The organism is Paenibacillus sp. XY044 (assembly GCF_002257645.1).
Taxonomy (GTDB): domain Bacteria; phylum Bacillota; class Bacilli; order Paenibacillales; family Paenibacillaceae; genus Paenibacillus_AQ.
This window is the reverse complement of the sequence record NZ_NQMO01000002.1, coordinates 891,729-915,267: the sequence shown is the minus strand read 5'-3', so window position 1 is coordinate 915,267 and position 23,539 is coordinate 891,729. Positions and strand designations below refer to the sequence as shown.

Sequence of the window (23,539 nt, the reverse complement as noted above, 5' to 3'; positions counted from 1 at the left end):
CGTCAGTTGTTCCAGCCGGCCTGGATTTGCTTCAGCGCCTCATCCAGCGTCGCAGTGCCGCTGACATAGTCCGTCATGCCTTTCCAGAACGTGCCCGCGCCCACTTTGCCCGGCATCAGGTCGGAACCGTCAAAGCGGAGAGTCGTCGCATCCTGGACCAGCTTTGCCATGCGGCGGTCGGACTCGGACGTGTACCAGTCGAGCGAAGCGTCGTTCATCGGAGCGATCACGCCGCCGGACTGCACCCACGACTTGATCGATTCGCCGGTCGTGAAAAATTCCATCACCGCGCGGACTTCCGGACGGTCGTTAAACATCGCGTAGATGTCTCCGGCCACAAGCACCGGTTTGCCGTATTGCGAATCGATCGGCGGCAGGTAGAACCAGTCGTAGTCCTGGTCGACCTTCGCGGTTTCAGGGAAGAAGCTGGTGATGAAGTTGCCCGTCAGGTTGAACCAGGCTTTCGGAGGATTCTCGAACATCGGCTTCGGCGCGTCGCCAAAGGCGGTCGTCACGATCGATTTGGTGCCGCCATAGACATAATCCTTGTTCATCCAGATTTTGGACATGAGTTCAAATGCGTTCTTTACTTCAGGAGAAGTGAAAGGCAGCTCGCCTTTGACCCATTTGTCGTAGTTTTCAGGCGTCGTCGTGCGCAGCATGATATTTTCGATCCAGTCGGTTCCCGGCCAGCCGGTCGCCGCACCGCTCTCGATACCGATCGCCCATGCCGGGTCTCCGTCCTTGGCGATTTGCTCGGTCAGGGCCATCATTTCGTCCCAGGTTTCCGGAACCTTGTAGCCGGCTTCCTCAAACTGCTTTTTCGGATACCAGACCAAGCTCTTCACGTTGCTGCGGTTCCAGATGCCGGCCATGATTTTGCCGTCCTTGCCGTCCATCGTTCCCATGTCGAGCCAGCTTTGGTTGTAGTTCTTCTTCAATTTCTCCTGATCCAGAACGTTGGTCAGATCCACGACTTTGCCGGTCTTAGCGATCGAGGCCAACAGGCCCGGCTGCGGGAAGTCGGCGATATCCGGCGCGTTGCCGCCGTCCACGCGGACGTTGATGGTCGCCTCAAACTCCTTCGAGCCTTCATATTGAATATCGATGCCCGTTTTATCCTCAAAGTCTTTGATGCTGGTTTCGAATTTTTTCTGGTCCGCATCCACGAACGGCCCGAACATCGTGACCTTGGTGCCTTTATATTTGCCCTGCAGCGCCTCTTCCAGCGGCGAACCCGGAGTGGCCGCAGGCTCGGTCGTCGTCGCTGTTGAACCTCCGTTGTTAGACGCTGTACCGGCAGGTTCTGTCGAAGGACCTGCGTCCTTGCTGCTTCCGCAGGCGCTCATAACCATCGTAAACGACAGGCCCAGCACCATCAGCAGCGATAATTTGGGCTTTGATGTTTTTTTCATACTGACACATCCCCTTTTCTTCATTTAGAAACGATTCATGATTCCATACTCAGGTTACGGATGCAACACGGGATTCCTAGCTTAGCGGCCCCTCACCTCCTTCACAGAGTTTAATGCGCCATCAACCTGAAACATCCAATTCATACGCAAATTAACATATTCGTTAAATACAACGCTTACATAAATCCAGGAGGAAAAACTTCCTCTGAAAAGCTTTTCAGCGTCGTCCAAAAAAAAAGAGCTGCTTACCTCTGCCTGGATGACTCCCTTACGATCAGCTTATGCTTCATCATCTCTTTCTGGACCTTCACCGTGCCGGTCGTAAGCAATTCATGAAGCTTCTCCGCGGCGCGGTATCCGAGCTCGTAAATCGGCTGGGCTACCGTCGTCAGCTTCGGAATGAACATATTCGCCATCCGCAGATTGTCGAACCCGATCACCGATACCTGACCCGGCACGAGAATGTTGCGGTCCTTCAGGTACGAGATCGTCCCCATGGCGAATTCGTCCGCCACGCAGAATACCGCCGTAATTCCCGGGTGGGCGGAAAATAGCTCGTGAGACGCATGGTAGGCCTGCTCAAACCGGTGCTCCGCATACGCTACCTTCTCAATGTTCTGGGTGAGCCCGCCTTCCGTCATAGCCCGGACGAAGCCTTCGTACCGCGGCGGTCCCGATACCGAGTTCACATGGTTGAACCCGATCATGCCGATATCCCGGTGGCCAAGTTCAATAAGGAACTTCACGGCCTCATAAGCGGCCTCCTCGTCGTCGACCTCAACGCTCGGAACTTCGAATTCGTCCGAATGCGAGGACAGCAGCACGAACGGGATGCGGCATGCTGTGAGCTTCTCGTAATACTCCGGATGTAGGATATCGCTGGCGAAGACGATGCCGTCCACCTGCTTCTCGCGGAAGGCGTCGATGTACGACAGCAGACGGTCCTTGTCACGGTCGGTGTTGCAGATCATCAGGCTGTACCCGAATTTGACGCAGGCGTCCTGCATCCCTCGGATGATCCCGGCAAAGTACATATTTTCGATATCCGGGATGAGCAGCCCGAGGGTAAAGGATTTTCTGTAGATCAGTCCCCTTGCAAAGGCATTCGGCTGATACTGGAGCTTCTCGATCGCCTCGAGCACGCGCGAGCGCTTGGCCTCCACCACCGATTCGGGCGAGTTCATGACCCGCGAGACCGTGCTGATGGAGACGCCGGCCATCTTGGCAACATCTCTAATTGTTGGTTTCATGTGGGCAAACTTCCTTTTTTAGAAAACCTTTTCAAGGCGATTATAGCAAGGGGATTTCGAGTTGGCAATAACTTTTTTTAAGCGCTTACATTACCTTTTTTTCAACGAAACGTTTTTACTCTTCCCGCGCTCTCGTGTTCCCTGCCAATATCCCAATCGACAACTCACAACAAAAAAAGCCCTTAGGGGCTTCTTTCGCATTTCGCGCCAAACAGCATGCCGTCAATAACGATCCCGAACTTAAACTGTACTTCTGACCCGGCGGATGCTCCGGCACCGGATTAGTATATTTGCTTCATGGATGCAAGGCGCATTGACGTGGCCAAACTCTGCTTGTCAGGATACCGTTGCTCTGCGAAGCAGCAAGTAAGACAACAGCGCGTATATCAAAGTTAACGGAATCATCCACAGGAACAGGTTCATATAATGCACTCCGATCCAGCGGAAGAAGTCCAGCCAGAGGCCGTAATACGTCATCGCGAAACTGCCAATGCTGGAAAGAACGATCAAGGCGATGAAGAAAACGAACATGCCGATGCGCCCAAACCGGCGAAAAATGCTCGAGATGACAAAGCCCATAAAGAACATGTGGGTCATTACGATAAAATAAATGCCGAGCCTGCCCAGAGGGGAAACTTCTTTCAGAAACGGCAGGTGAAAATAATGAAGCTGCACTCCCCAGGCATTCGTTAATTGTTCGATCGTGCCCAGCCCGAGCAAAAGCACGGATGAGACTGCACTGACAAGCAGCGCCATCGCGGTGGTTCCCACGAAGTAATCGGTCCTTCTTATATTAAGTCCCAGCGCAAACGGAAACGTCTGCGCCTGCACGATCAGGATCGCGACGAACATATACACGTAAATGGTGACGACCCCGCCTGAATTGATCGGCTCCTCCCCTCTGGTCAGAACACCAATCACCAAATTCACAGCGAAACTGAACAACATGACCACCCAAGGTACGTACATCCATACCCACTTATCCCGCAAATGGATTTTCATGACGCCTGCAGTTCGGTTCATTGAAATTCCGCCACCTTTCCGTTTGACTTACTTTGGGTTAAATGCACGATCAGCTGCTGCATCGATATCGGAATGATCTCCAGCCCCTGTGCCTCTGCCCGGCGTTTTTCCCCGGGATCCAGCCGCTCAAGCATCGTTACCGACATCATGCCTCCAATCGATTCCCGATGAATCGTCTTCTTACCCGCCGTGAACGATTCGACTGCCGCCGCAGGGCCAAGAACCGTATACGCTTTGCCGCGGAGGTCATCGGCTTCCTCGTCGATCAGAAGCTGGCCCTGATCAATTACAAGTACATGCTCCAGCATATTGCTTACTTCGTCGATTAAGTGCGTGGACAGCATGATGGTTCGCGGGTTCTCCGCATAGTCCTGCATCAATCGTTCGTAGAACAGGCTGCGCGCAACGGCATCCAGCCCCAGGTAGGGCTCGTCAAAGATCGTCAGCGGTGCCCGGCTCGCAAGCCCGATAATGATGCCGACGGAGGACAACATCCCTCTCGACAGCTTCTTCATTCTCCGCTTCAGCGGCAGCCGGAAATCCTCGAGCAGCTGCGAGGCAAAAGCCCGGTCCCAGTTCGGGTAAATGGACGCAGCCACCTCCAGCACATCGATGACGCGGTAGCTGTCCGGGTATCTCTGACTCTCCTTGATGAAGCAGAGTTGGCTCAACACACGGTTGTTCTCATACGGATTCTCTCCAAACACCTTCAGCTCGCCGCTGGAAGGGAACAACTGCGCGGTAAGCATATGCATAATCGTCGTTTTGCCGGCCCCGTTTCTTCCCAGCAGCCCGTAGATTTTACCTTCGTCCACCGCAAAGGTGATATCCTTCACTGCGGCTTCCCGGCCATATTCCTTGGTAAGCCGATTGACTTCTACAATTCGGTTCATAACTACTCATCCTCTCTCCGCACCATATCGGTCAATTGATCTATCGTGATACCGAGCTTCTTCGCTTCATGGATCATTGTGACGATGTATTGCTCGTAAAACTGTTCCTTCCTCTTCTCGACGAGCTTCTCCTTCGCCCCTGTCGCTACGAACATGCCGATCCCCCTCTTCTTATACAAAATCCCTTGGTCCACCAGCAGATTGACTCCCTTCGCGGCTGTCGCCGGGTTGATTTGAAAAAAGGATGCGAACTGGTTTGTGGACGGGACCTGGGATTCTTCCGGCAGCCCGCCTCCAATGATGTCATCCTCGATCTTCTCCGCAATTTGCATAAAGATCGGACGGCCGTCATCGATAATCGGCCCCATATCTTCACCACCTAACTGGTTAATTACTCGAGTAACTAACCTCACTATATAAGATCACCCCATTCCTTGTCAACGGGCGAATCCATATTTTTCAAAAAAAATAAGACCGCCTTCCGTCTGGTCTCCCAGGCCGCTTCGGCGATCTTATTTCGTACTTGATTCTTTTAATTTCGTCATTTCGCAGTCCATCCCAGTCAGGACTTATTCATGCCTGTATAAACGAGAATCGCATCCCGCAAAAACTCCGCCGCTCCCGGCTGCTTCGCGTCATAGTAAGCCTTGAAGCGCTCGTCGTCCACATACATTTGAGCCAGCCCGGCATGCGCCTGTTTGCTGTAATCGCTCCAGTAGTACGTCAGCCACTGCTTGTGCAGGTCAGCCGTCTTCTGGGCGAGCTCACTGGCAGGATCTCCGGTTTGATAGGCCTGCCCGAGCGTGGACAGCACCTCGTCGGTCAGCCGGGACAACTCCTCGTACTGCTCCTTAGTCATGTTTTTCACCTTGGCGTTGGAACGCTCAATGGCCGCCTCCCCGTATTTCTCGCGGATTTCCTCGCCGTATTTCCGCTCATTACCGTCGATCAATTGTTGTTTGAAGCCTTCGAATTTCTGCTGATCCGTCATGGTCATTCTCCCTTCCTGATACTGAATCGTTCGTTCCACGTTCGCAATCAGCCGGTCCAACTGCCTGCGTTTGTCAAGAAGCTTCTCATGATGTTCCTTCAAAGCGTCGCTGCTGTTAAAAGAAGGCGAGGACATCAGCTCCTTAATGCGGTCCAGGCTTACGTCCAGCTCCCTGAAAAATAAAATTTGCTGCAGCCTGTTCACTTCATTCTCCCCGTAAATCCGGTACCCTGACGAATTGATCCTTGCCGGCTTAAGAAGATCAATTTCGTCATAGTACCGCAGGGTCCGGGTACTGACGCCCGCGAGCCGTCCCAACTTTTGTACGGTGTATTCCATGCGGTCACCTCCTGACGATTTCACTGTACACCTTCACGCTGCGTCAATGTCAAACCCTATTTTGCACAAAACAAAAAGGGCTTACCTACAGCCCTTGAAATAACATAAGACCTATTCAAAATCCATATTCCATTACTCAGCCGGGTTCCGTCCGCCCCATTTATCCACCCACCGCTCCATTTCCTTTAAGGCGAGCTGAAAATCGGCTCCCTTCTCCGTCAGCGAATACTCGACGGTCACCGGGACAGTGGGGAACACCTTGCGGTTCACAAGTCCCATCCGTTCAAGATGCCGGAGCGTATCCGTCAGCGACTGGGTTTTGATCACGGACGCATTGCGCTGAAGCTGATTAAACCGCTGCGGGCCCTTCAGCAGCTCATCCAGAACGAGAAATGCCCATTTGGTCTTCAGAATTTGCAGAACCTCGCAAATTTTCGAGCTTGACTCTTCGGGATCGTATTTCAAAGCATGATCTTCCAAACCGCTTCACCTCCCTCGTGTTCTAGAAAAACAGTACTGTCGTTTTCCCGCCTGGCCGGCAGGATGCTGCCCTGAATATATAGCTTTGGTGCACCCGTGTCAATGAGCGAATGGAACCGCTTGTCGGACATTGCCGTCATGGAGCCTCGCTCCGCCCGTGCGGTTTATGCAGCACCATCGCATTAAAAGGCAGCCGAGGCGGGCTTTTCGCATTATGGCTGCTTATATAGCCCGGACAGCGCCGCAAAAGACGCCTTCGTGTCCCATGGCATTCCGGGATATGCCGTCCCTGTCTGGCCGTGTTTTAATGTGCGCACGACGCTATAGCTCGCCGTATCCAAGTTAAAGAGACGCTCTTCGTCATATGGATAGCTTGGCATGACAAACGTAAACCAAAAGGCTCCATCCACCCCCTCTTCCTGAAATATGTCCCAAAGCTCCCGCATGTATCGGACCTGAACCTGTTCGTCCCTTATGATGGTGTCCTCGAGCCGTTTTGGCGACTGCCTATGATCTACGACGTTCCAGCCGTAACCTCCCCGGTCCTGCGCCCCTTCATAGGTAGAGCACCCGAATTCCGTGATCACGACCGGTTTCCCATGCTTGAAATAAGCGCGCAGCTGCTCCCGGTAGCGCTTATGGTTATGCGCATCGCGGTAATGATCCGCCGAAACGATATCAAAGAGTGACCAATTCACGTTTTCCCATGTACCGGATGCATAGGTGATTTGTCCGTGGAAATGCTCCCGGATCACGTTGACGGCTTTGCTCAGAAAAGCGTTCAGACGCTTATGAAAAGACCCTTTTCGGATCGTATATTTAAGCAGCCGCCAAGGATTCATCAGCACCCCGATCCGGTCGAAGGTCGTTGCTCCGTCCAGAATTCCTTTCATGAACAGGCTCAGCTCGCAGCCGGCCACAAACACGACGTCCGGCCCTATTCGCCGCAGTGCCTCCGCCGCAAGTGCGCATTCCCTGTAATAGTCGAGCATCGCTTCTTCATCCTCATCGATTAGAGCCGGGGAGAACCACACCTCGAGCCCCTGATGGAGAGCGCATTCCGAGGCGGCCACCAGCCTGTCCACATCTCTGCCCGATATGCGGATGCTGGTGCAGTGCAGTTCGCTTTGGATGATCTCCATCTCCTTCCGGACGATCTCCGGATCGAAAAGTTCTCTCGACGAGGGCTGATTCGCCCCCCGGGTATACGTGCCGACATCATAATTGATCCCCCTCCGGCGAAGACCGCGACTGCTGCGTTCCCCCGGATCATTTGCTAAGCCTTGGATCATTTCCGCTCCTCCTTAGTTCTATATATTTAATATTTATTTACCATTATTATTGATTAATTACAGTAATATGTGAATAATATAAATAAATATTTACTATTCGTCAAATAAACAGGAATGAGGAGAAAGCGCCATGAATCCAGACAACTCCAGGCTCGCTGCAGCCTATATCCAACTGATCCCGCTGCTGCACCGCGGCTTTGACATGCCCTCAGCGCGGAAAACATTACCTGAGCTGACGCATCTGCAGTATCACGTTTTGGAAGCTTTATATCATCAACCGGTTAGCTATTCGATGGGCCTTCTGGCCAAAAGTATGCATATATCCAAGCAGCAGCTGACGCCTCTGATCGCCAAGCTTGAAGAAAAGGAATGCCTCACCAAGCATCCCGACCCTCAGGATAAGCGTCAGATCGGATTGTCCCTGACCGAGAAGGGCCGGCGAATCGTCAGCAGCCGTTGGGAGTCCTTTCACCGGGAGCTAAGCCATCAGCTGGACCGGCTGAGCGAGGAGGACCTGAGCGACCTCGGCTTCTGCCTCGAGAAGATGACCCGGATCCTGCGTCGGTTGGATCCGGATACGGCCAAGCAGGATTAGCCTTACCTTTCCTTATCAGCAAGCATTTATGCGTTACTCTGGGCGGCTGGCGGGTATGGATTCCCGTTTTCGGCTTAGCGGGAGCACGGTCAGCAGACCGATGAACAGGCACAGCCCGGCCAAGCCGTAGATGATTCCCAGCGGCAGGTGCCCGGCGAGCACGCCGGACAGGCTCATCATCGCGAGCATGGCGCCGGTCATCAGCGGCGTGCGGATCCCGGTCACCCGTCCGATGTATTCCGGTTCCGTATGCTGCATGACGAGCGTTTGGTTTCCGATGAATATTGCAGGCTGCAGCAGGGCGATGGCGAACTGGGCCAGCATCGTGAGCCACAGCATGCCGGACCATCCCGTGACGGCAATCCCGGCAGCATTGACGATCAGGCCGAGCATCAGCATGGTCTGGGGTGCCATGCGGCTGGCCAGCACAAATGCGGCGATTCCTCCAACAATCTCGCCGACGCCGTACGGAATGGACAGCCACTTCAGGTGATCGGCGGGAAGACCGAGCCTTTCGGTCACGATGAAGACGCTTAGCGGCGAAATGAGGCCAATCCCCAGACCCACGGCCGCAAAACAGAGACTGAGCAACCCCAGCACGCGGTTAGAAGCGACATAACGGATGCCGTCCCTCATTTCCCGGAATACCGAGGCTCCTTTTCTTCCTCCGCAGCCTTCGGCCTTGGAATCCGCAGGAATCCATCCCAGCACGGCGGCCGACAGCAGAAAAGCAGTCCCGGTCAAGCCCATAGATACGCCGATGCCGAAGGTTTGGTAAACCCATGTTCCCAGAACCGGGCCAAGCACCATGAACACGGCAAACATCGTCTGAAGCACGGACATCGCCGGCTGGATCAAATCCGCCGCGGCCCGCTCTTGGAACAGCCTCATCCCCGAAGGCTGCGATAATTGGGACAGTACGGCAGAGATCAGGGTCGGGAAAAATACGGCCTCCCATGTACCCGATTTCATGGCCGCGAGGACGATCCAGATGGACACGGCGGCGAGCGCATCGCACCAGATCAGCGTTTTGCGCGGCGGCCAGCGGTCGGCGAACACGCCTCCGACCAATGCAAACACCAACATCGGAGCGTACTCGGCAACCGAGATCATGGAGACGGCGAAGGCGTCGCCGCCGGTCTTGCTGACCACATAGAGCAGTACCGCGAAATTCCGGACCCAAATGCCGGTTTGCGTCAGCAGATTGGAAATCAGAATGATGCGAATCCAAGGATGACGTAACAGCTTTAACGAAGCAAACATATCATTGACTCCCTTCCTGGTTTGGATTTCTCGTGTGCGGCTTCCATGATGCAGCCTCCTCCAAGGGGAGAGTCAATGCATATTTTTTTCGAGTTCCCCGCTTGACTCTGACCTTAGGGGAGACTATACACTAACCGCAAAAGGAGGAAATGACCTGGTGTATACCGTCAAAGAAGTATCGGAGCTGTCGAATGTCACGATCAAGACGCTGCATCACTACCACAAGATCGGCCTGCTGATGCCACGGGAAATTACCGAGGCGGGATATCGGTTGTACGGCATGGAAGAATTGGAGCGGCTGCAGCACATTTTATTTTATAAGGAGCTCGATTTTCCGCTGGAGCAAATCAAGCAGCTGCTGGAGGATCAACCGGGCAGGGCCGATATTTTGTCCGGTCAGAGGGAACTGCTTCTGGGCCGCATGGGCCGACTTGAGCGGCTCATCCATACGCTGGATGAGTCCATCCAACATACACGGGAGGGAAAAGCGATGAATACGAAAGATATGTTCCAAGGGTTTCAAAGCGAAGAGGAATGGAGAGCAGCTTTATCGGAGCAAAGCCGCCATGTTCAGGAGAATTACGGATACGACATGCTGGAGGAAAACCCGGTGGATCCGGTCGAGATGAACGAACAGGCTGCGGAGGCGGTGCGATTTATGAACGGGATGGCGCATGCGCTGAAGGACGGAGTCAAGTACGACGACGATCAGATTCAGCAGCTGATTGCGTCGCATCTGGACACCTTGAAGAAGCACGGCCATGACGCGGGTCCGGACGCCTTTGCCGCGCAGGCGCAGTTTTTCCTGCAGGACGATTTCCACCGGAACATGCTGGAGTCCCAGCAAACCGGACTGTCGTACTACCTGCGCACCGCAGCTGAGGCATTTGCCCGGAACGCATAACGAGCGCATTGTCCTAGTGCATACTTCAGGTACCACGCATCGATAAGGAGCGTAAGACATAAAAGCCGAAAGCATAAAAGCCGAAAGACGCAAAAAGGCGGACCAGCAGCAGCTGATCCGTCTTTTTGTGTTTCTCCCCCGGGTTCATACGCGGAGAAGAATGAATGGGGGAATCCCCGCTCCCTCTGGCAGCTGCTACTTACTTTGGCCAGATTCGTTATCCTTATGGCCCGAACCGGCCGAGCGCATCACCTGCACGTCTGCCATGACGTGACTGCCTTTATAAAAAGCATATATCGTCGTGTTCCCTGCCCGCTTCCCGACCAAATTCCCTTTCGCATCAATATCGGCGATATCCGGGTTTTCGCTGCGGAACTTGGCCTCCTTGGTCACATCCTTTTCCTTGCCGGTCAAGTAGTCCACCAGTGTCAGACGGATATCGATCTTCGTTCCCGCGGCCAAAGAATACTCTTCCGAATCCAGCTGAAGCCGCCCTTTGACCTTATCGAATTCGTCGCTGTCCTTCGGCAGCACCTGAACCTTGATTCTGGCGCTCTGGCCCTGGTATTCCGCCAGCAGGTAGGTTTCTCCCGGCGAGACTCCGGTTACGCGTCCGGATGGGTCCGCCTCGGCAATGGACGCATCTTCTGTCTTGTACTCGGCCGCCGATGACAGATCGCTGCGTGTTCCATCCTCGTATACCGCCTCAAGCACGGAAGGAGCCGTTGCCCCTTCTTTCAGCTTCAGCTCCTTGCCGGAGAACGCAATGCTTGCCGGCTTGCGGTCATCGGCAGGTCCTTGCTCCTGAAAAGCGGCGAGTTTGATCAGCTGGAATTTCGTTGTTTCCTCCCGCATCACCGTGCCGGGAACGATGACGGCTCCATCCGGCCCGGCGGCACCGATGCCGTAGCGGGATAAAGCAGCCTCCTTGAACAAGTGGCGGTTCAAAAGGTTACCGTCTTGGTCCACGGTCAGCACATCGTACTGGATCTTCCGGTTCGAGGGGCTTCCCGAGTAGTGCCCCCCTAGCAGGGCGTAACCGTCGCCCATGGAGATCAGATTGTTAAACACCTCATAGTCCGAGCCCTCCGTCTTGAACGTTTTCTCCCACTGCGGCTCCCCGTTCAGATCCGTCTTCGTCAGAATCGTGATGCGCTGCTGGTCCACCAGCCGCTGGCTGCCGATCAGGTAACCGTAGTCTCCAGCAGGAATGACCGCAAAAGCCCCCCGGTCCGTGTGGGGATCGCTGATTTGCTTGGACCAGACTTCCTCCCCTGCCTCATTCAATTTGACGATCAGCAGCGCGTCCGGATCCCCAGCCTCGTATTCCGGGGTATTCACCGCCCCCACCGCGATCAGTCCGCCGTCTACCGCCGGAATCAAATCGTCAAAATACTGGCTCTCCGCGTAACGGTATTTGTTGTACCAGAGCTCCTGTCCCTGCCCATCGACCTTAAGCGCGTACGCGGACTCGTATCCCATCTTGGAGATGCCTTTGCCGCCGATTACGAAGCTTCCGTCCTCCAGTTCCACAGCTGCCTTCGGCGTGCTGTAAATATAAGGATCGTCCTGGGCCCGGTCCCACTGCAGACCTCCATCCGCACTCAGTTTGGCCAAGTACATCTGGCTGTACGGTTCACCAGCCGAATTGGTGGACGTTCCGAACACGAGATAGCCGCCGTCCCGGGTTTCAATGGCGGACAGCGCTTCATTGGTGCCTGAACCGCCGTAGTCCAGCCTTTGCTCCCAATTCACGTCTCCCTCCGAACTGAGCTTCATGATATAGGCTTTTTGGACATAATCGTCCCACTCTCCGGCAGGCACGACCTCCGTAAAGCTTCCCAAAGCCAGGTATCCGCCGTCTGAAGTGGGAAGGATCCCTTCACCGGCAGACCAGCTGCCGTATTCCCGCGACCATTCGATATGCGTCTGACTGTCGCTTTCGGCGCGGACCACCCCCGCCTTTACCCCCGGCATCACAATAAACAGAACCAACATCATGCTTGTAAAACGAAGTAGAAATCTGGACATATTGTGCACCCCTCACGTCTTGTCTGATTCGAATTCCATAATATTTCAATCTGCTCTAATTATGGGTTCAAATCATCCGGGTGGGTATCCCCCTAAGCTCATAAATCCCTGTGCCGTATGAACGGTTTTCCGTTCGTCGATCAAGGTCCTCTGCGACCCTCTGGACCTAGTCCGTTGGAATGAGCCCGCTTTTAGCTCGATTGCATTCGTCATGAAAGTATGATATTAATTATATGAACTATTTTACACAATGTAAACGAAATTCCCGAAGAGGAGCATTCGTTTACACTTTATATGGGGGAGGCAATCCAGCATGAGATTACAAGGCAAAGTGGCGATCATCACCGGAGCAGCAAACGGAATGGGTGCTGCCGAAGCGAAGTTGTTTGCCAAAGAAGGCGCAAAGGTCGTTGCAACCGACTTAAACGAGGAGAAGCTGAATGAACTCGTCGCCGAAATTAAAGCAAACGGCGGCGAAGCAGTAGCGCTGAAGCAGAACGTAACCTCGGAGGAGGAATGGAAGGCAATCGTTGGGAGAACGGTTGAGCTATACGGCAAAGTGGATGTTTTGGTGAATAATGCCGGCGTCGCAAGCCCCAAAACCATGGCCGATATGGACATGGACGAATGGAACAAGGTCATGGATATCAATCTGAACGGCTGTGTCCTTGGCATGAAATACTGCATCCCCGAAATGAAAAAAGCCGGTGGCGGTTCGGTCATTAATATTTCATCCATCGGCGGCATTGTGGGCATGGCGGGATCAAGCCCTTACACGGCTGCAAAAGGGGCGCTGCGCGCGCTGTCCAAATCAGCCGCCGTCGAGTACGGAAAGGATCACATCCGCGTCAATTCCGTACATCCCGGCATCATTGTCACGCCGATGACCGCTCCATCGATGGCATCCGCGATGCCTTATTATGAGGCGCACACCCAGCTTCCTTACATGGGCGAGCCGGAAGACGTTGCTTATGGCGTCGTATTCCTGGCCAGTGACGAATCCAGATTTATGACGGGTGCGGAACTCGTGATCGATGGCGGCTGGACGGCGCTATAAGCTGAGAGCGAATTTTTTCCATGCATGCAAAAAAACAGGGACTGCTTCTCAAATGGTGCGAACCTTTGAGACAGTCCCTGTTTGATTTGGTCACTCGGCATCCTTATATCGCAAGATAAACATCCGTTAAATGCGGTCCGGCTGCCTTGAATAATACGTTGATCGACTTTTTTATGCTACTATAGAGTTACCAAAAGATAGGTGTGATATGGGTGGAAAGAAAAGATCCAAGACAAGTGCATTCGATGAAAAAAATACAACGGGCTTATTTGTCGTTAGTGCTGAAAGAAAATGAAAAAAGCATCACCATTCAGCGCATATGTCAGGAAGCCCATGTGACTCGGCCTACATTTTATAAATTGTATAAAGATATCCTGGATTTGCGTGTCGACCTGCACAATGCGATTTTAAACGATCTAAGGCAGTCCTTGACCATTACCCATCCCAAAAGGATTGAAGAGCTGCGTTCCGAGGACCTGCCGGAGAACATGGTTGCCCTGTTTGAGCATATCATTCAAAACCAGCTTGCCTATGAAGTCATGCTCGTGTATAAACCGGACGACTTATTCATTCAGGAAGTGAAAAACATTATTAGGCATTACGTTGAAGACGGTATTCGCGTATCCCAACCGCCCGAAGAAGGGCTCCGAATGGAGAAGTCCTTCGTCATTTCCTATACAACAGGCGCGTATTTGGAAAGCATCGTCTGGTGGGTCCGCAGCAATTATAAATATTCCGCTGTCACCATGGCGTCCAAACTGCTCGAAATCTCCTTCCACGGGCCATACAAAAACCCGATTCTGTGGAATAAGTAACAACCTATTTCACGATGCCGATCATAAACCCGTCGTACCCCTTGCTCCCTACCGTCTGCAGCGCCGTGGCCGAAATATTCGGATGCCCGCTGAGCATATCGTAAAACGACCTGACCCCCTGTACCCGCGGGTCGGTGCTGTGCCGGTCCACGATTTCGCCGCTGCGAATGACGTTATCTCCGACAATGACCGTTCCGGGCCGGGAAAAATGCAGCGCCCAGCGGAGATAGTTCGGATTATTCGGCTTATCCGCATCGATAAAAATGAGGTCGAACGGTTCCGCCTCCTCTTTCTCCATTTGGGCCAGCTGCTCAAGCGCGTCCCCGGTTCGCACTTCAATCGTTTGCTCCAGCCCTGCCCGGGCAATGTTTGCCTTGGCGACTTCGGCATGATGCGGACTCAGCTCCAGCGTGATGATCTTTCCGCCATGGGCCAAGCCTCCAGCCATCCAAATCGTGCTGTAGGCGCCCAGCGTCCCGATTTCCAGAATTCGTTTCGCCCCTTTGATCTGCACAAGCAGCTGCAAAAATTTCCCCTGATTCGCCGTCACATCGATTTCCGGCAGATCCGCCTTCCGGTTGGCAACGATCACTTCATCCAAAATGCGGTCATTCGGGCAAAGCTGATCGACAATATACTCATCTACTTGTTCCCATACAGGATTCATTCCCCATCACTCCTCATCATTTGATGCAATCTTTAGAATAGAAGCGCTTCTGGTTCTATTGTAGATCGTCTATAATGATATGAATAATATATCTTTCACCGGTTTTCATACATTTAAGATATGAATTGACTAGGAGCTGATGACCTTGAACCTGCACGCCCTGCGCTTATTCCATGTGATTGCTTCCACCGGGAGCGTGACCCGGGCTTCCGAGCTGCTGAATATCAGCCAGCCCGCAATTACCGCCCAGATCAAAAAATTCGAGAAAGAGCTGTCCCTGACGCTGCTTGCGCCGCATGGAAGGGGCATTCGGCTGACCGATACGGGGGAAAAAATCGCGGCGCTCGCCAAGAGGCTGTTCGCCGTCGAGCAGCAGATCGAGCAGTTGGCCCGCGATTACGGGCAGGGAACGGCCGGACATATCCGTCTGGCGGCGACCTACCTGCCTGCGCACTTTCTCCTCCCGACCTGGTTGGCAAGGTTCAAACAGCAGTACGAGCAGGTCGAGATGAGCATTACCACCACTAACTCCAGCGGGGCGCTCCGGCAGCTTCTGAGCGTCGAAGCCGATCTGGCGATCTACGGCGGGCTGCCGGAAGAATATCCGGACACGATTCAGACCGAGGAGCTGTTCCAGGATGAACTTTGGTTCGTCGTCGCCCCGAATCACAAATTTGCGAACCGGCACCTGTCGCTCGCCGAGATGATGAGCGAGCCGTTTGTCATGCGCGAGGAAGGCAGTTCCACGCGAGAGCGGCTGTTCGCACTATGCCGTACTTACAACACCCCCGCCCCCAAGGTAGCGCTGCAGTTTAACGGCCTGCATGAGGCCATCACCGCCGTCATTGCCGGATATGGCGCCAACTTTGTCTCCTCATTGGTCGTACGCGAATATGTGGCTCGGGGTGAACTGTGCCGGGTCTATGTGGATGACGTCAGTTTGACGAACGTCATCGCCATCTGCACTCGCAAAGATGAACCCCTGTCTCCGGCTGCCGCGAACCTAGTCGAGCTGATCCGCAGCAGCCCGGTTTAATGCGGCATTTTCTTGGACTGCTGCATTCCAGCAGGCTTCGCCACAAGCCCGTTTCGACTGCACGCCAGGGACGGACTAATCTTTTTCCAGCAAAAAGATCGACGGGTGCAGCCCCTTCAACCGGAGCGCGGCTAGAGTGGTCAAACGGAGCTGGGCCTTCTCGGCAGCCGCTTGGAGAGGAGCCCCGGCATCGGTTAAGCATACCACCAGCCCTCCCGGTTTCAGCACCCGCTTCATTTCTCTGAGTACTCCCTCATACAATCCGGGAATACATGCTATGGACGAAATCTGCCTACCAAAAGGAAGATTGGTCACTATTTTCCCAGCGTATCCCGAATCCAGCGGCAGACGCTGCGCATCCCATGGCTTAATATGCACGCAGGAAGGGTGGCCTACGTTCGCCCGGGCAGCTTTGACGGCTTCCTCGGAGAGGTCTCCGCCGTGAATGCGGGCGTGAGAATACGCACAGCGCTCGGACAGCACGGTCCCTGATCCGCAGCACGGATCAACGAAGATGTCGTCCGTCTCTGGACGGGATGCCCACACGAGCGCATGCGCCACGGTCGGCCGCAGGGCGGCCGGGGTAAATTCCCGCGTCTTCCCCCGGTACCTGAACGCGGAATCCGTCAACCTGACGGCAAAGACAGCCTCTTCCTGTACCAGATCTAACCGAAACTCGAGCTGATGCCCGCCGCTATGATCTTGTCTGTATAGACGATTGCGCCGGACGATTCCCAATTCCGCGGCCTCTGCCGCATCGAACCTGCTGTAGGTATGGTTTCCCGTCCGGCTGGCATTGACCTTGAAGCTGATCGTTCCCGAGGAGGCTGAGAGAATCATGGATAAATCCAAACGGGAGATTTCGTTTTCGATATCGTGCAGATGCAATTTATGGGGACCCACCGGGAACCGGTGGATGAAACGATACAGATTGTCGGCGGTCCGCAGCACCTGGAAGTGCTCCTCAGGCAAGTCCGAGTCAAAATAAACCTTTCCCCTGACCTTGTTCCGAATGCGTACACCGGAAATTTTAGCCTGCATCTCATCGGCGAGAATCTCTTCCAATCCGGGCAGTACGGTAAAAAAGTAGCGTGGCATATATCGATCACCTCGTCATTGATGGTAAGCATAGAATGAAGCCCGCAAAGCGCGGCTTTTGCTCCGGCGTCGGTTCAGGTGCTGTGCACATGAGCCCCGGAAACAAAAAAAGACGCGAATGAACCAAAGTCCATTCGCGTCTTCTATGCAAAGGTACAGACTGCCCTAAGGCTGCCTGCATAAGAACGTGATTTAGGAATTCCGTTTCATGGCCATTCACTGCATCCCTGGAAGCTGCATGTCAAATATACCTAGCCCTTTTCTGGCGTAGATACCTCATGCTTCCGGCATGCTATTCAGTTTAGTTCACTGAATGAATGGTCAAGAAAACGGTCATCATCATCATCGTTCAAACCTCCATCAAGTACGAAATTTTCCCCATTATATTACAGACCGCCGTCTGCCGCAAGAGAACTGGCGAAAACAGGTTCCGCAATCCCTGTGCAGCTGTTTAACTTCTCGGGCAGGAGCACCAACCATTACCGAACAGGCAGCCTCCATACCTCCTCTTCCCCGTATACCGTACCGGTTGGCTTAAAACCTGCCGACTCATACAGACGCTTGGCGACACTGTTGTCCCCATGGACGGTCAAGCGGATTTCCCGGCAGCGATCCCGCCGGTTTACGATCCAGCGGATCATCTCCATCAAGGCGGCCCGGCCGAATCCTCGGCCCTGGTAGCGTTCATCAATCAAAAAACCGTTGATCCAGTAACTATCCACCGTGTTTTCTTCACATGCGTGCATCATAAATCCAACCATTCGCGGCCCGTCATATATAGCGAAGGGGATATAGTCGACGTTGTCCCCATCGGGTTTTACGTATATTTTTGCCAGGGACACGGCGACCGGCGGGGTGAAGCCGGCCTGTTCTTCTGCAACCCGCAAGGAAATGGCCTCCTCCCAATTTTCCCTTGTCACCTTTTCAAGCTGAATTTCCATAGCGATGCCTCCTGCCAGGTGACGGGGTTTTATCGTAAACGTCACCCTATTTACCCCCCATTATACCGAAACCTTATCACTTGCATAAAGGTCATATAATAAAGGGGTAAGCCGAGAAGTCATCCCATTTTGAAAGGACGGCGGCAATGATGAAAATCAATCATTTAAATTTAACGGTGACCGATGTGGCGGCATCACAGGCCTTTCTGGAAACGTATTTCGGTTTGGAATGCCGGGCGACCCGCGGCGACAACTTCGCGGTGCTCTTTGACGATGACGGGTTTGTCCTGACGCTGATGAAGGGCCGCGAGGTGCAGTACCCTAAAACGTTCCACGTCGGCTTCCCCCAGCAAACCGAGGAGCAGGTCGACCGCATCAACCAAAGACTCCTGGATGACGGCTACGACGTCAAACCTCCGCAGCATGCACACGGGTATACGTTCTACGTCGAGGCGCCGGGCGGGTTTACGGTCGAAGTCCTCTGCTGAGCATCTCCGGCCGGATCTAAACGGCCAGCCGGCAGGCTGATGCAGCTGCTGGCGTCCTAAGGCGGCCCTTTTCTTACTCTGCTAAGGGAAGGGCCGTTTCCTTTTCCTTTTCCTTTTCCTTTTCCTTTCCCAGCGGCTTGTTTAGTGCCTCCGCCGTTTTGGGCTTCGCAGCCAGCTGCTGAACCCCCGCCATGACCAGCGTGACGGCGAGCAGCACCGGGATGAGCAGCGTATAGCTGCCAGCAGCATCGTGGATTACGCCCAGAAGCATCGGCCCCAGCGCGCCGATCACGTACCCGACCGATTGGGTCATGGCGGACCAGGCTGTTGCCTGCTGCGCATCGCTTACCGCTTCGATCGGCATCATCAGATTGACCGGGAACAGCACGCCGGGGCCGATGCCGATCAGAATCGCCGCAAGCCATGGCGTCACAGACATCCAGAGCATCAGGAAACCGGCAGCCAGCGATAGCGATCCCAGCGCCAGCCAGAAACGGCGGGAAGGCAAACGCCGGAGCAGATGCGGAAACAGGAGGCCGACGGGGATCTGCGTCAGGGAAAACAGGACGAGCATGTTCGCGGCATAAGCTTTGCCGTATCCCATATGCTCCACGACCGGCGGCAGCCATGCCGTGACCGAGAAGAACAGAACGGCCAGCAGGCCGAAGGACAGCGTGAGAACCCAAGCTTTCTTGCTGCTCCAGGGAAGCCCGATCGTCCGTTGCGACCGCGCTTCTCCGACGGGCCGCCGGGTATGACGGAGTACCGACCACCACCATACCGGCAGGGCAACGGCTGCCAGGACGGCCCATACCGCCAGCGATTCGTGCCACGAGCGGGTCCGGACCGACAGCGGTAGGGATAATCCCGATGCAAGCGAAGCTCCGACCGCCATAGACACCGTATAGAGCGAAATCATTACAGGCACCTTTGTGGGAAAGTGCTGCTTAATGAAACCGGACAGCAGCGGTCCTGCCGCAGCAATTCCGAGTCCGGCCAAGACGGCGGTCAGAAGCAGATACGCTGACGACCCGGTAAACCATCTCAGCACCGTACCGATGCCGATGACTGCAATCGACCAGCCGATCACGCGCTCCAGCCCGGCGCGTTGGCCCAGCTTGACCGCAAAGGCCGGAAAAATCCCCATGCACAGCACCGGAATGGATGTAAGCAGGCTTGCCGTCAATGCGCTCATGCCCAAATCCCGCTGGATGGCTTGCAGCATTGGCGAAATGGAATTCAGCGCGGGGCGCAAATTTAAAGAAGCCAAAATGAAGGCGACAGCCATCATGAACATGGAAGGTTTTCTCATCATTCTCTCTCCCTCAGATCGATTTGAACACATCTTAATTGGAGAGGGATTATTTATCAATTATATTGAAATTATGATAATGATTTGTTATACAAATGATAAACCCATGTCACACGGCATTCGATATATCGTTCATGAAATGGAGGAAATCAGGTGGAACTGAGACAACTGGAGTATTTTGTGGCCGTTTGCGAGGAGCTGCATTTTACGAAGGCCGCAGATAAGCTCGGCATCTCCCAGCCGAATTTAAGCCTGCAGATTAAGGCGCTGGAGGAAGAGGTCGGCATGCCCCTGTTTGACCGGATCGGCAAACGGATCGCGGTGACCGACGCGGGCTCGGTCCTGCTCAAGCAGGCACGGGGAATATTTCAGAATTTGCAGAACGCCATGCTGGAGATCGGCGAGCTTCGCCACCATCAAGGCGGAACGCTCGGCGTCGGGACGCTGCCTTCCGAGCTTGATTTCCGCCTGACACCGATGTTCATCGATTTCCGCAACCGCTATCCGAATATCCGGCTCAAGATCGTCTCGGCCGTCGATGTAGCACAGCTGGTGCTCAGTACGGAGATCGATATCGGCATCTCGCTCAAGCCGCTTTACGATAACCGGCTGGTAGTCCGAAGCCTTCCCCGGGAGGAGTACGGCGTGGTGGTATCTGCTGATCACGAGCTGGCCGGCCGGGATTCGGTATCCCTGACCGAATTGAATGGCCTGCCTGTCATCATGTATCCGAAGGGGTTCTGGGGAAGAGAGCTTGTCGAGCAATACTGCCGGAAGCACGGTTTCAACCTGGATATCGTCGTGGAAACGACGTCCAACCCTTCGCTCTTCCGGTTTGTCAGGGAAAACATGGGGGTCACCGTTCAGACGCCTACGCTCACCCAAGCCATCGGCGATCCGAAGCTGCGGTTCCTGCCCATCCATGATGATCCGCCTTACAGGGAAATGAGCATCATTTACCGGGCGGATAAATATTTGGGCCATGCCGCGCAAGCTTTTATTCATCTAGCCGAGGAAAGCCTCAAATCATAGCGCGGGCAGGAGGCGCGCAGCATGGCTGCAATTGGTAAAGTTTCGAAGAGTGCTGGGAAGTTCGTTAAATGTATCTTTCCTGGATCACGTTATAATGGTGGATTTCATGCCCGGTCAGGATATATGCCCAAGCGGCGGCGGTGGATTCATAACCGTTCACGATACCTCTGCGGGTCCATGCCTCGTCCGGAATGCTCCGCAGCAGCGTCAGCGTGGAGCGGCGAACGGTCGCGAAATCCCCGAGAAGCTCGGTGATGGAGAAACGGTCGAAGGCGGCGCCTTCCATAAGTAATTCCTCGTCATAGCCGCTTAAAGGCGTGGTATCCCCCCTGGCGATGCGGAGCAGCCTGTAACTCATGATGCGCTCATTATCCGTAATATGGCCGAGCACCTCTTTCAGGCTCCATTTGCCCGGCGCATAGCGGTAATTCCCCTTTTCTTCCGTCAGTGCGGCATAAAACGCAGTCGTACGGTTCAAAGAACCATTTAGAATCTCCTCGAGTTTCCCCTCAGGTACCAGACGGACATACTTCTCGAAACCTTCGTTGTAGTCTTCCTTCGTTGGGCGCAAAAGCATCGGTAACCATCCTTTCGTATTGTAAAATGATCACGCTATGGGCGTGCCGTTGCCGACAGGCACATCGGGCGCCAGCAGCACCACGTCGCCCTCTTCCGGAACTCCGCCGAGAACCAGCACCTCGGATTCAAATCCGGCAATCCGCCGCACGGGGAAATTAACGACGGCGGCCACCTGGCGGCCGACCAGCTGCTCCGGGGTATACCTTCTCGTAATCTGGGCCGAGGAACGCTTTACCCCAAGCTCTCCGAAGTCAATGCTCAGCTTGATCGCCGGCTTGCGGGCCTCCGGAAAAGGCTCCGCCTTGACCACCGTTCCGATGCGGATGTCCAGCTTCATCAAATCTTCGATGGTTGCCACCACGTTTCCTCCTTCTCCTGCCATCGTTTTGTGCGAAGCAGTATGTCATGAATCTGATGTATCTTTCCATTATATCCCGCCTGTCAATGACACAAGCATCTAAAAAAAGGCTGCACACCGCAGCCCAGATTCCCATAACGTATTTTCTAGGGGGTCAAAATCCCATGGGCACGGGATCCTATCCTCCATAGGCTTCCCGGGTCCGGTATATATGCTGGTCCATCAAAAAGTCCAGCAGCATCCGGTTGAATGCATGGGGCTGGCATAAATGGGTCGGATACATCGCATCCTCGATCGTTGCCAGCTGCACATGCCGGAACAGGGTGGCCGCCCGCTGCATTTGCTTGACGAACCACTCGCTCTGGCTGCCCGCGACGCACAGCACAGGCATCGGCAGCCGCGCCATATTAGTCGGCATCTCCATGCGCAGCAGCTCCATGCGCTGCTTGATCGATTCTGTCGGCCGCTTGTGGTACAGCTCCTTGCGCAGGATGCTGTAGACCGGTCTCCACCGGTTATACGTCACCCGCAGCGACCGGAGGAAAAACTCCGCAGGCAAATAATAAGACAGCCAACTGCACGCCTCGCAAATATTCAGCAAATGGTTCTTTTTCCCGAAGCACCCGGCAAAATAGCTGTCTACGAGCACCAACGCGCTGACCCGTTCAGGGTGAAGGGCGGCAAACGTCTGGGCAAGCACGCTTCCGCTGGAACAGCCGACAAGCGTCGCCTGCGAAATATGCAGCTTATCCAGCAGCTCGCACAAATCGCTGCATTGGGTTTCCATAATGTGCCCGACCTCCACGTCAAGCTTCCCCGAATTGCCGTATCCCCGGAGATCGAGCACGATCACTTTCGCCCGCTTGCTGAAATATTCGACCTGAGGCTCAAACATATGATGGGACGACAAATGCCCGTGAATAAACACGATGGGCGTACCGCTGCCGTGGATTTCATAATATAGTGTGGTTCCGTTTACTTGTATCTGGGGCACTTCATCCGTTCTCCTCTCTCCCAAATAACCTGTTTTCTCTATTTGTGCAAAATGGCGGGGCGCCGCCCGCCAGGGAATGGATGCTTCTCCTTGTTAAACAACAAAAAAAAGAAGCACCGGAAAGAGGACACTCTTCCATGCTTCCAAATCCAAGGCCGAATAAGCCTTGCCATCTGCATGAATAACAGCTGCCTCTCTTAAACGCTTGCGTGGTTAGCTGACGGATTCGGGCCCAAGAGTAGCCCTACTCAAACATTTGAGATTCACCCCATATGGCCGCAGCGGATGCTGCAGTCACGACCGGTTCCCCCGCTTTCCGCCCTTTCGGCGGAAATTCAGCGAATAGACATATTCAATGTACATTCTTCATCCTTCAAAATGAGCGCACAGAAAAACACAGAGCAGATACCCTGTGTTTTTGCGTCAAATCACAGTTTCCTCCGCTCTCAACTACGCTTACGAGGTTAGCTGACGGATTCGGGCCGTGAGAGTAGCCCTACGGAATCAGGCGTTGCCTGCCTCCGATTCACCCCTGCAAGCCGCAAGCCCCAGCGAAAAGATCCTTGGGACGAGGACTGCGATTGGTTCCCCCGCTTTTCATCAGAAAATTCAGCGTTTATCAAGTCGCTAATCTGATTGGTTTGGATGATGAAATGAATATACGCCTGGGACGGCGAACTGTAAAG

At 54.1% G+C, this 23,539-nt stretch carries 24 protein-coding genes and 2 riboswitches; of the genes, 7 read left to right on the top strand and 17 right to left on the bottom strand.

Annotation, left to right across the window (positions count from 1 at the left end; all coding sequences use genetic code 11):
• Positions 1-2: 2 nt before the first annotated feature.
• The 8 genes from CJP46_RS12625 to CJP46_RS12590 all read right to left on the bottom strand — a co-directional run bounded on the left by CJP46_RS12625 (position 3) and on the right by CJP46_RS12590 (position 7,683).
• Positions 3-1,415 carry an ABC transporter substrate-binding protein gene (locus CJP46_RS12625; RefSeq protein WP_094595926.1) on the bottom strand — a complete coding sequence of 471 codons (1,413 nt, stop codon included), beginning with the start codon at positions 1,413-1,415 and terminating at the stop codon, positions 3-5.
• A 245-nt stretch (positions 1,416-1,660) separates the two neighbouring features.
• Positions 1,661-2,665 (bottom strand): LacI family DNA-binding transcriptional regulator, encoded by a 1,005-nt coding sequence (locus CJP46_RS12620; RefSeq protein ID WP_143812970.1) that lies wholly within the window; start codon positions 2,663-2,665, stop codon positions 1,661-1,663.
• A 336-nt stretch (positions 2,666-3,001) separates the two neighbouring features.
• Positions 3,002-3,688, bottom strand: coding sequence for a hypothetical protein (locus CJP46_RS12615; RefSeq protein ID WP_094595925.1), 687 nt, complete (start codon positions 3,686-3,688; stop codon positions 3,002-3,004).
• A complete protein-coding gene (locus CJP46_RS12610; RefSeq protein ID WP_094595924.1) occupies positions 3,685-4,581 on the bottom strand; it encodes an ABC transporter ATP-binding protein in 897 nt (298 codons plus the stop codon). Before CJP46_RS12610 ends, CJP46_RS12615 begins: the two co-directional genes overlap by 4 nt.
• A gap of 2 nt (positions 4,582-4,583) precedes the next feature.
• Positions 4,584-4,949, bottom strand: a complete 366-nt coding sequence (locus tag CJP46_RS12605) for a GntR family transcriptional regulator (protein WP_094595923.1) — start codon at positions 4,947-4,949, stop codon at positions 4,584-4,586.
• A 194-nt stretch (positions 4,950-5,143) separates the two neighbouring features.
• A complete protein-coding gene (locus CJP46_RS12600; RefSeq protein ID WP_094595922.1) occupies positions 5,144-5,911 on the bottom strand; it encodes a MerR family transcriptional regulator in 768 nt (255 codons plus the stop codon).
• Positions 5,912-6,043: 132 nt separating this feature from the next.
• Positions 6,044-6,391, bottom strand: coding sequence for a winged helix-turn-helix transcriptional regulator (locus tag CJP46_RS12595; RefSeq protein ID WP_256992309.1), 348 nt, complete (start codon positions 6,389-6,391; stop codon positions 6,044-6,046).
• A 212-nt stretch (positions 6,392-6,603) separates the two neighbouring features.
• Positions 6,604-7,683 (bottom strand): glycoside hydrolase family 113 protein, encoded by a 1,080-nt coding sequence (locus CJP46_RS12590; RefSeq protein ID WP_094595921.1) that lies wholly within the window; start codon positions 7,681-7,683, stop codon positions 6,604-6,606.
• A gap of 130 nt (positions 7,684-7,813) precedes the next feature.
• Between CJP46_RS12590 and CJP46_RS12585 the strand changes: the two genes are divergently transcribed.
• Positions 7,814-8,278, top strand: a complete 465-nt coding sequence (locus CJP46_RS12585) for a MarR family winged helix-turn-helix transcriptional regulator (RefSeq protein WP_094595920.1) — start codon at positions 7,814-7,816, stop codon at positions 8,276-8,278.
• Between the two features lie 33 nt (positions 8,279-8,311).
• Here CJP46_RS12585 and CJP46_RS12580 read toward each other — a convergent pair whose 3' ends face one another.
• Complete coding sequence (locus tag CJP46_RS12580; protein ID WP_094595919.1) at positions 8,312-9,541, bottom strand: MFS transporter; 1,230 nt, start codon at positions 9,539-9,541, stop codon at positions 8,312-8,314.
• Positions 9,542-9,695: 154 nt separating this feature from the next.
• Here CJP46_RS12580 and CJP46_RS12575 point away from each other — a divergent pair, with 154 nt between their 5' ends.
• The gene (locus CJP46_RS12575; RefSeq protein ID WP_094595918.1) at positions 9,696-10,445 is read left to right on the top strand and encodes a MerR family transcriptional regulator; all 750 of its coding nucleotides are present in this window, start codon (positions 9,696-9,698) and stop codon (positions 10,443-10,445) included.
• Positions 10,446-10,640: 195 nt separating this feature from the next.
• On the opposite strand, the gene CJP46_RS12570 is transcribed toward CJP46_RS12575, so the two are convergent.
• Entirely contained in the window at positions 10,641-12,476 is a 1,836-nt protein-coding gene (locus tag CJP46_RS12570) for an Ig-like domain-containing protein (RefSeq protein ID WP_094595917.1), read from the bottom strand.
• Between the two features lie 313 nt (positions 12,477-12,789).
• On the opposite strand from CJP46_RS12570, the gene CJP46_RS12565 reads away from it, so the two are divergent.
• Both CJP46_RS12565 and CJP46_RS12560 read left to right on the top strand, forming a co-directional pair.
• The gene (locus CJP46_RS12565; protein ID WP_094595916.1) at positions 12,790-13,533 is read left to right on the top strand and encodes an SDR family NAD(P)-dependent oxidoreductase; all 744 of its coding nucleotides are present in this window, start codon (positions 12,790-12,792) and stop codon (positions 13,531-13,533) included.
• Between the two features lie 212 nt (positions 13,534-13,745).
• On the top strand, positions 13,746-14,348 hold the full coding sequence (locus CJP46_RS12560; protein ID WP_094595915.1) for a TetR/AcrR family transcriptional regulator: 603 nt from the start codon (positions 13,746-13,748) through the stop codon (positions 14,346-14,348).
• A gap of 4 nt (positions 14,349-14,352) precedes the next feature.
• Here the strand turns inward: CJP46_RS12560 and CJP46_RS12555 are convergent, their stop codons facing one another.
• Positions 14,353-15,015 (bottom strand): O-methyltransferase, encoded by a 663-nt coding sequence (locus CJP46_RS12555; protein WP_094595914.1) that lies wholly within the window; start codon positions 15,013-15,015, stop codon positions 14,353-14,355.
• Between the two features lie 145 nt (positions 15,016-15,160).
• Here CJP46_RS12555 and CJP46_RS12550 point away from each other — a divergent pair, with 145 nt between their 5' ends.
• Positions 15,161-16,051 carry a LysR family transcriptional regulator gene (locus CJP46_RS12550; RefSeq protein ID WP_094595913.1) on the top strand — a complete coding sequence of 297 codons (891 nt, stop codon included), beginning with the start codon at positions 15,161-15,163 and terminating at the stop codon, positions 16,049-16,051.
• A gap of 75 nt (positions 16,052-16,126) precedes the next feature.
• Here CJP46_RS12550 and CJP46_RS12545 read toward each other — a convergent pair whose 3' ends face one another.
• Positions 16,127-17,149 carry a methyltransferase domain-containing protein gene (locus tag CJP46_RS12545; protein ID WP_094595912.1) on the bottom strand — a complete coding sequence of 341 codons (1,023 nt, stop codon included), beginning with the start codon at positions 17,147-17,149 and terminating at the stop codon, positions 16,127-16,129.
• Between the two features lie 479 nt (positions 17,150-17,628).
• Positions 17,629-18,090, bottom strand: coding sequence for a GNAT family N-acetyltransferase (locus CJP46_RS12540; RefSeq protein WP_094595911.1), 462 nt, complete (start codon positions 18,088-18,090; stop codon positions 17,629-17,631).
• Positions 18,091-18,239: 149 nt separating this feature from the next.
• Between CJP46_RS12540 and CJP46_RS12535 the strand changes: the two genes are divergently transcribed.
• Entirely contained in the window at positions 18,240-18,578 is a 339-nt protein-coding gene (locus CJP46_RS12535; protein WP_094596160.1) for a VOC family protein, read from the top strand.
• Positions 18,579-18,651: 73 nt separating this feature from the next.
• On the opposite strand, the gene CJP46_RS12530 is transcribed toward CJP46_RS12535, so the two are convergent.
• Positions 18,652-19,893: an MFS transporter gene (locus CJP46_RS12530; RefSeq protein ID WP_179281140.1), complete on the bottom strand. Its 1,242-nt coding sequence runs from the start codon at positions 19,891-19,893 to the stop codon at positions 18,652-18,654.
• Between the two features lie 150 nt (positions 19,894-20,043).
• Between CJP46_RS12530 and CJP46_RS12525 the strand changes: the two genes are divergently transcribed.
• Positions 20,044-20,922: a LysR family transcriptional regulator gene (locus tag CJP46_RS12525; RefSeq protein ID WP_094595909.1), complete on the top strand. Its 879-nt coding sequence runs from the start codon at positions 20,044-20,046 to the stop codon at positions 20,920-20,922.
• Between the two features lie 64 nt (positions 20,923-20,986).
• On the opposite strand, the gene CJP46_RS12520 is transcribed toward CJP46_RS12525, so the two are convergent.
• The 3 genes from CJP46_RS12520 to CJP46_RS12510 form a co-directional block, all read right to left on the bottom strand.
• Entirely contained in the window at positions 20,987-21,499 is a 513-nt protein-coding gene (locus CJP46_RS12520) for a DinB family protein (RefSeq protein WP_094595908.1), read from the bottom strand.
• Between the two features lie 30 nt (positions 21,500-21,529).
• The gene (csaA, locus tag CJP46_RS12515; RefSeq protein ID WP_094595907.1) at positions 21,530-21,859 is read right to left on the bottom strand and encodes a chaperone CsaA; all 330 of its coding nucleotides are present in this window, start codon (positions 21,857-21,859) and stop codon (positions 21,530-21,532) included.
• Positions 21,860-22,037: 178 nt separating this feature from the next.
• On the bottom strand, positions 22,038-22,853 hold the full coding sequence (locus CJP46_RS12510; protein ID WP_094595906.1) for an alpha/beta fold hydrolase: 816 nt from the start codon (positions 22,851-22,853) through the stop codon (positions 22,038-22,040).
• A gap of 187 nt (positions 22,854-23,040) precedes the next feature.
• A riboswitch (cyclic di-AMP (ydaO/yuaA leader) is annotated at positions 23,041-23,204 on the bottom strand.
• 87 nt (positions 23,205-23,291) lie between these two features.
• Positions 23,292-23,478: riboswitch (cyclic di-AMP (ydaO/yuaA leader) on the bottom strand.
• Between the last annotated feature and the right edge of the window lie 61 nt (positions 23,479-23,539).

What these genes read in the sequence shown, in the direction of transcription:
- CJP46_RS12620 (WP_143812970.1), bottom strand. Translation starts at nt 2,665, where the DNA reads ATGAAACCAACAATTAGAGATGTTGCCAAGATGGCCGGCGTCTCCATC.
- CJP46_RS12615 (WP_094595925.1), bottom strand. Translation starts at nt 3,688, where the DNA reads ATGAACCGAACTGCAGGCGTCATGAAAATCCATTTGCGGGATAAGTGG.
- CJP46_RS12580 (WP_094595919.1), bottom strand. Translation starts at nt 9,541, where the DNA reads ATGTTTGCTTCGTTAAAGCTGTTACGTCATCCTTGGATTCGCATCATT.
- CJP46_RS12600 (WP_094595922.1), bottom strand. Translation starts at nt 5,911, where the DNA reads ATGGAATACACCGTACAAAAGTTGGGACGGCTCGCGGGCGTCAGTACC.
- CJP46_RS12610 (WP_094595924.1), bottom strand. Translation starts at nt 4,581, where the DNA reads ATGAACCGAATTGTAGAAGTCAATCGGCTTACCAAGGAATATGGCCGG.
- CJP46_RS12605 (WP_094595923.1), bottom strand. Translation starts at nt 4,949, where the DNA reads ATGGGGCCGATTATCGATGACGGCCGTCCGATCTTTATGCAAATTGCG.
- CJP46_RS12555 (WP_094595914.1), bottom strand. Translation starts at nt 15,015, where the DNA reads ATGAATCCTGTATGGGAACAAGTAGATGAGTATATTGTCGATCAGCTT.
- CJP46_RS12585 (WP_094595920.1), top strand. Translation starts at nt 7,814, where the DNA reads ATGAATCCAGACAACTCCAGGCTCGCTGCAGCCTATATCCAACTGATC.
- CJP46_RS12545 (WP_094595912.1), bottom strand. Translation starts at nt 17,149, where the DNA reads ATGCCACGCTACTTTTTTACCGTACTGCCCGGATTGGAAGAGATTCTC.
- CJP46_RS12535 (WP_094596160.1), top strand. Translation starts at nt 18,240, where the DNA reads ATGAAAATCAATCATTTAAATTTAACGGTGACCGATGTGGCGGCATCA.
- CJP46_RS12520 (WP_094595908.1), bottom strand. Translation starts at nt 21,499, where the DNA reads ATGCTTTTGCGCCCAACGAAGGAAGACTACAACGAAGGTTTCGAGAAG.
- CJP46_RS12625 (WP_094595926.1), bottom strand. Translation starts at nt 1,415, where the DNA reads ATGAAAAAAACATCAAAGCCCAAATTATCGCTGCTGATGGTGCTGGGC.
- CJP46_RS12565 (WP_094595916.1), top strand. Translation starts at nt 12,790, where the DNA reads ATGAGATTACAAGGCAAAGTGGCGATCATCACCGGAGCAGCAAACGGA.
- CJP46_RS12570 (WP_094595917.1), bottom strand. Translation starts at nt 12,476, where the DNA reads ATGTCCAGATTTCTACTTCGTTTTACAAGCATGATGTTGGTTCTGTTT.
- CJP46_RS12540 (WP_094595911.1), bottom strand. Translation starts at nt 18,090, where the DNA reads ATGGAAATTCAGCTTGAAAAGGTGACAAGGGAAAATTGGGAGGAGGCC.
- CJP46_RS12590 (WP_094595921.1), bottom strand. Translation starts at nt 7,683, where the DNA reads ATGATCCAAGGCTTAGCAAATGATCCGGGGGAACGCAGCAGTCGCGGT.
- CJP46_RS12530 (WP_179281140.1), bottom strand. Translation starts at nt 19,893, where the DNA reads ATGATGAGAAAACCTTCCATGTTCATGATGGCTGTCGCCTTCATTTTG.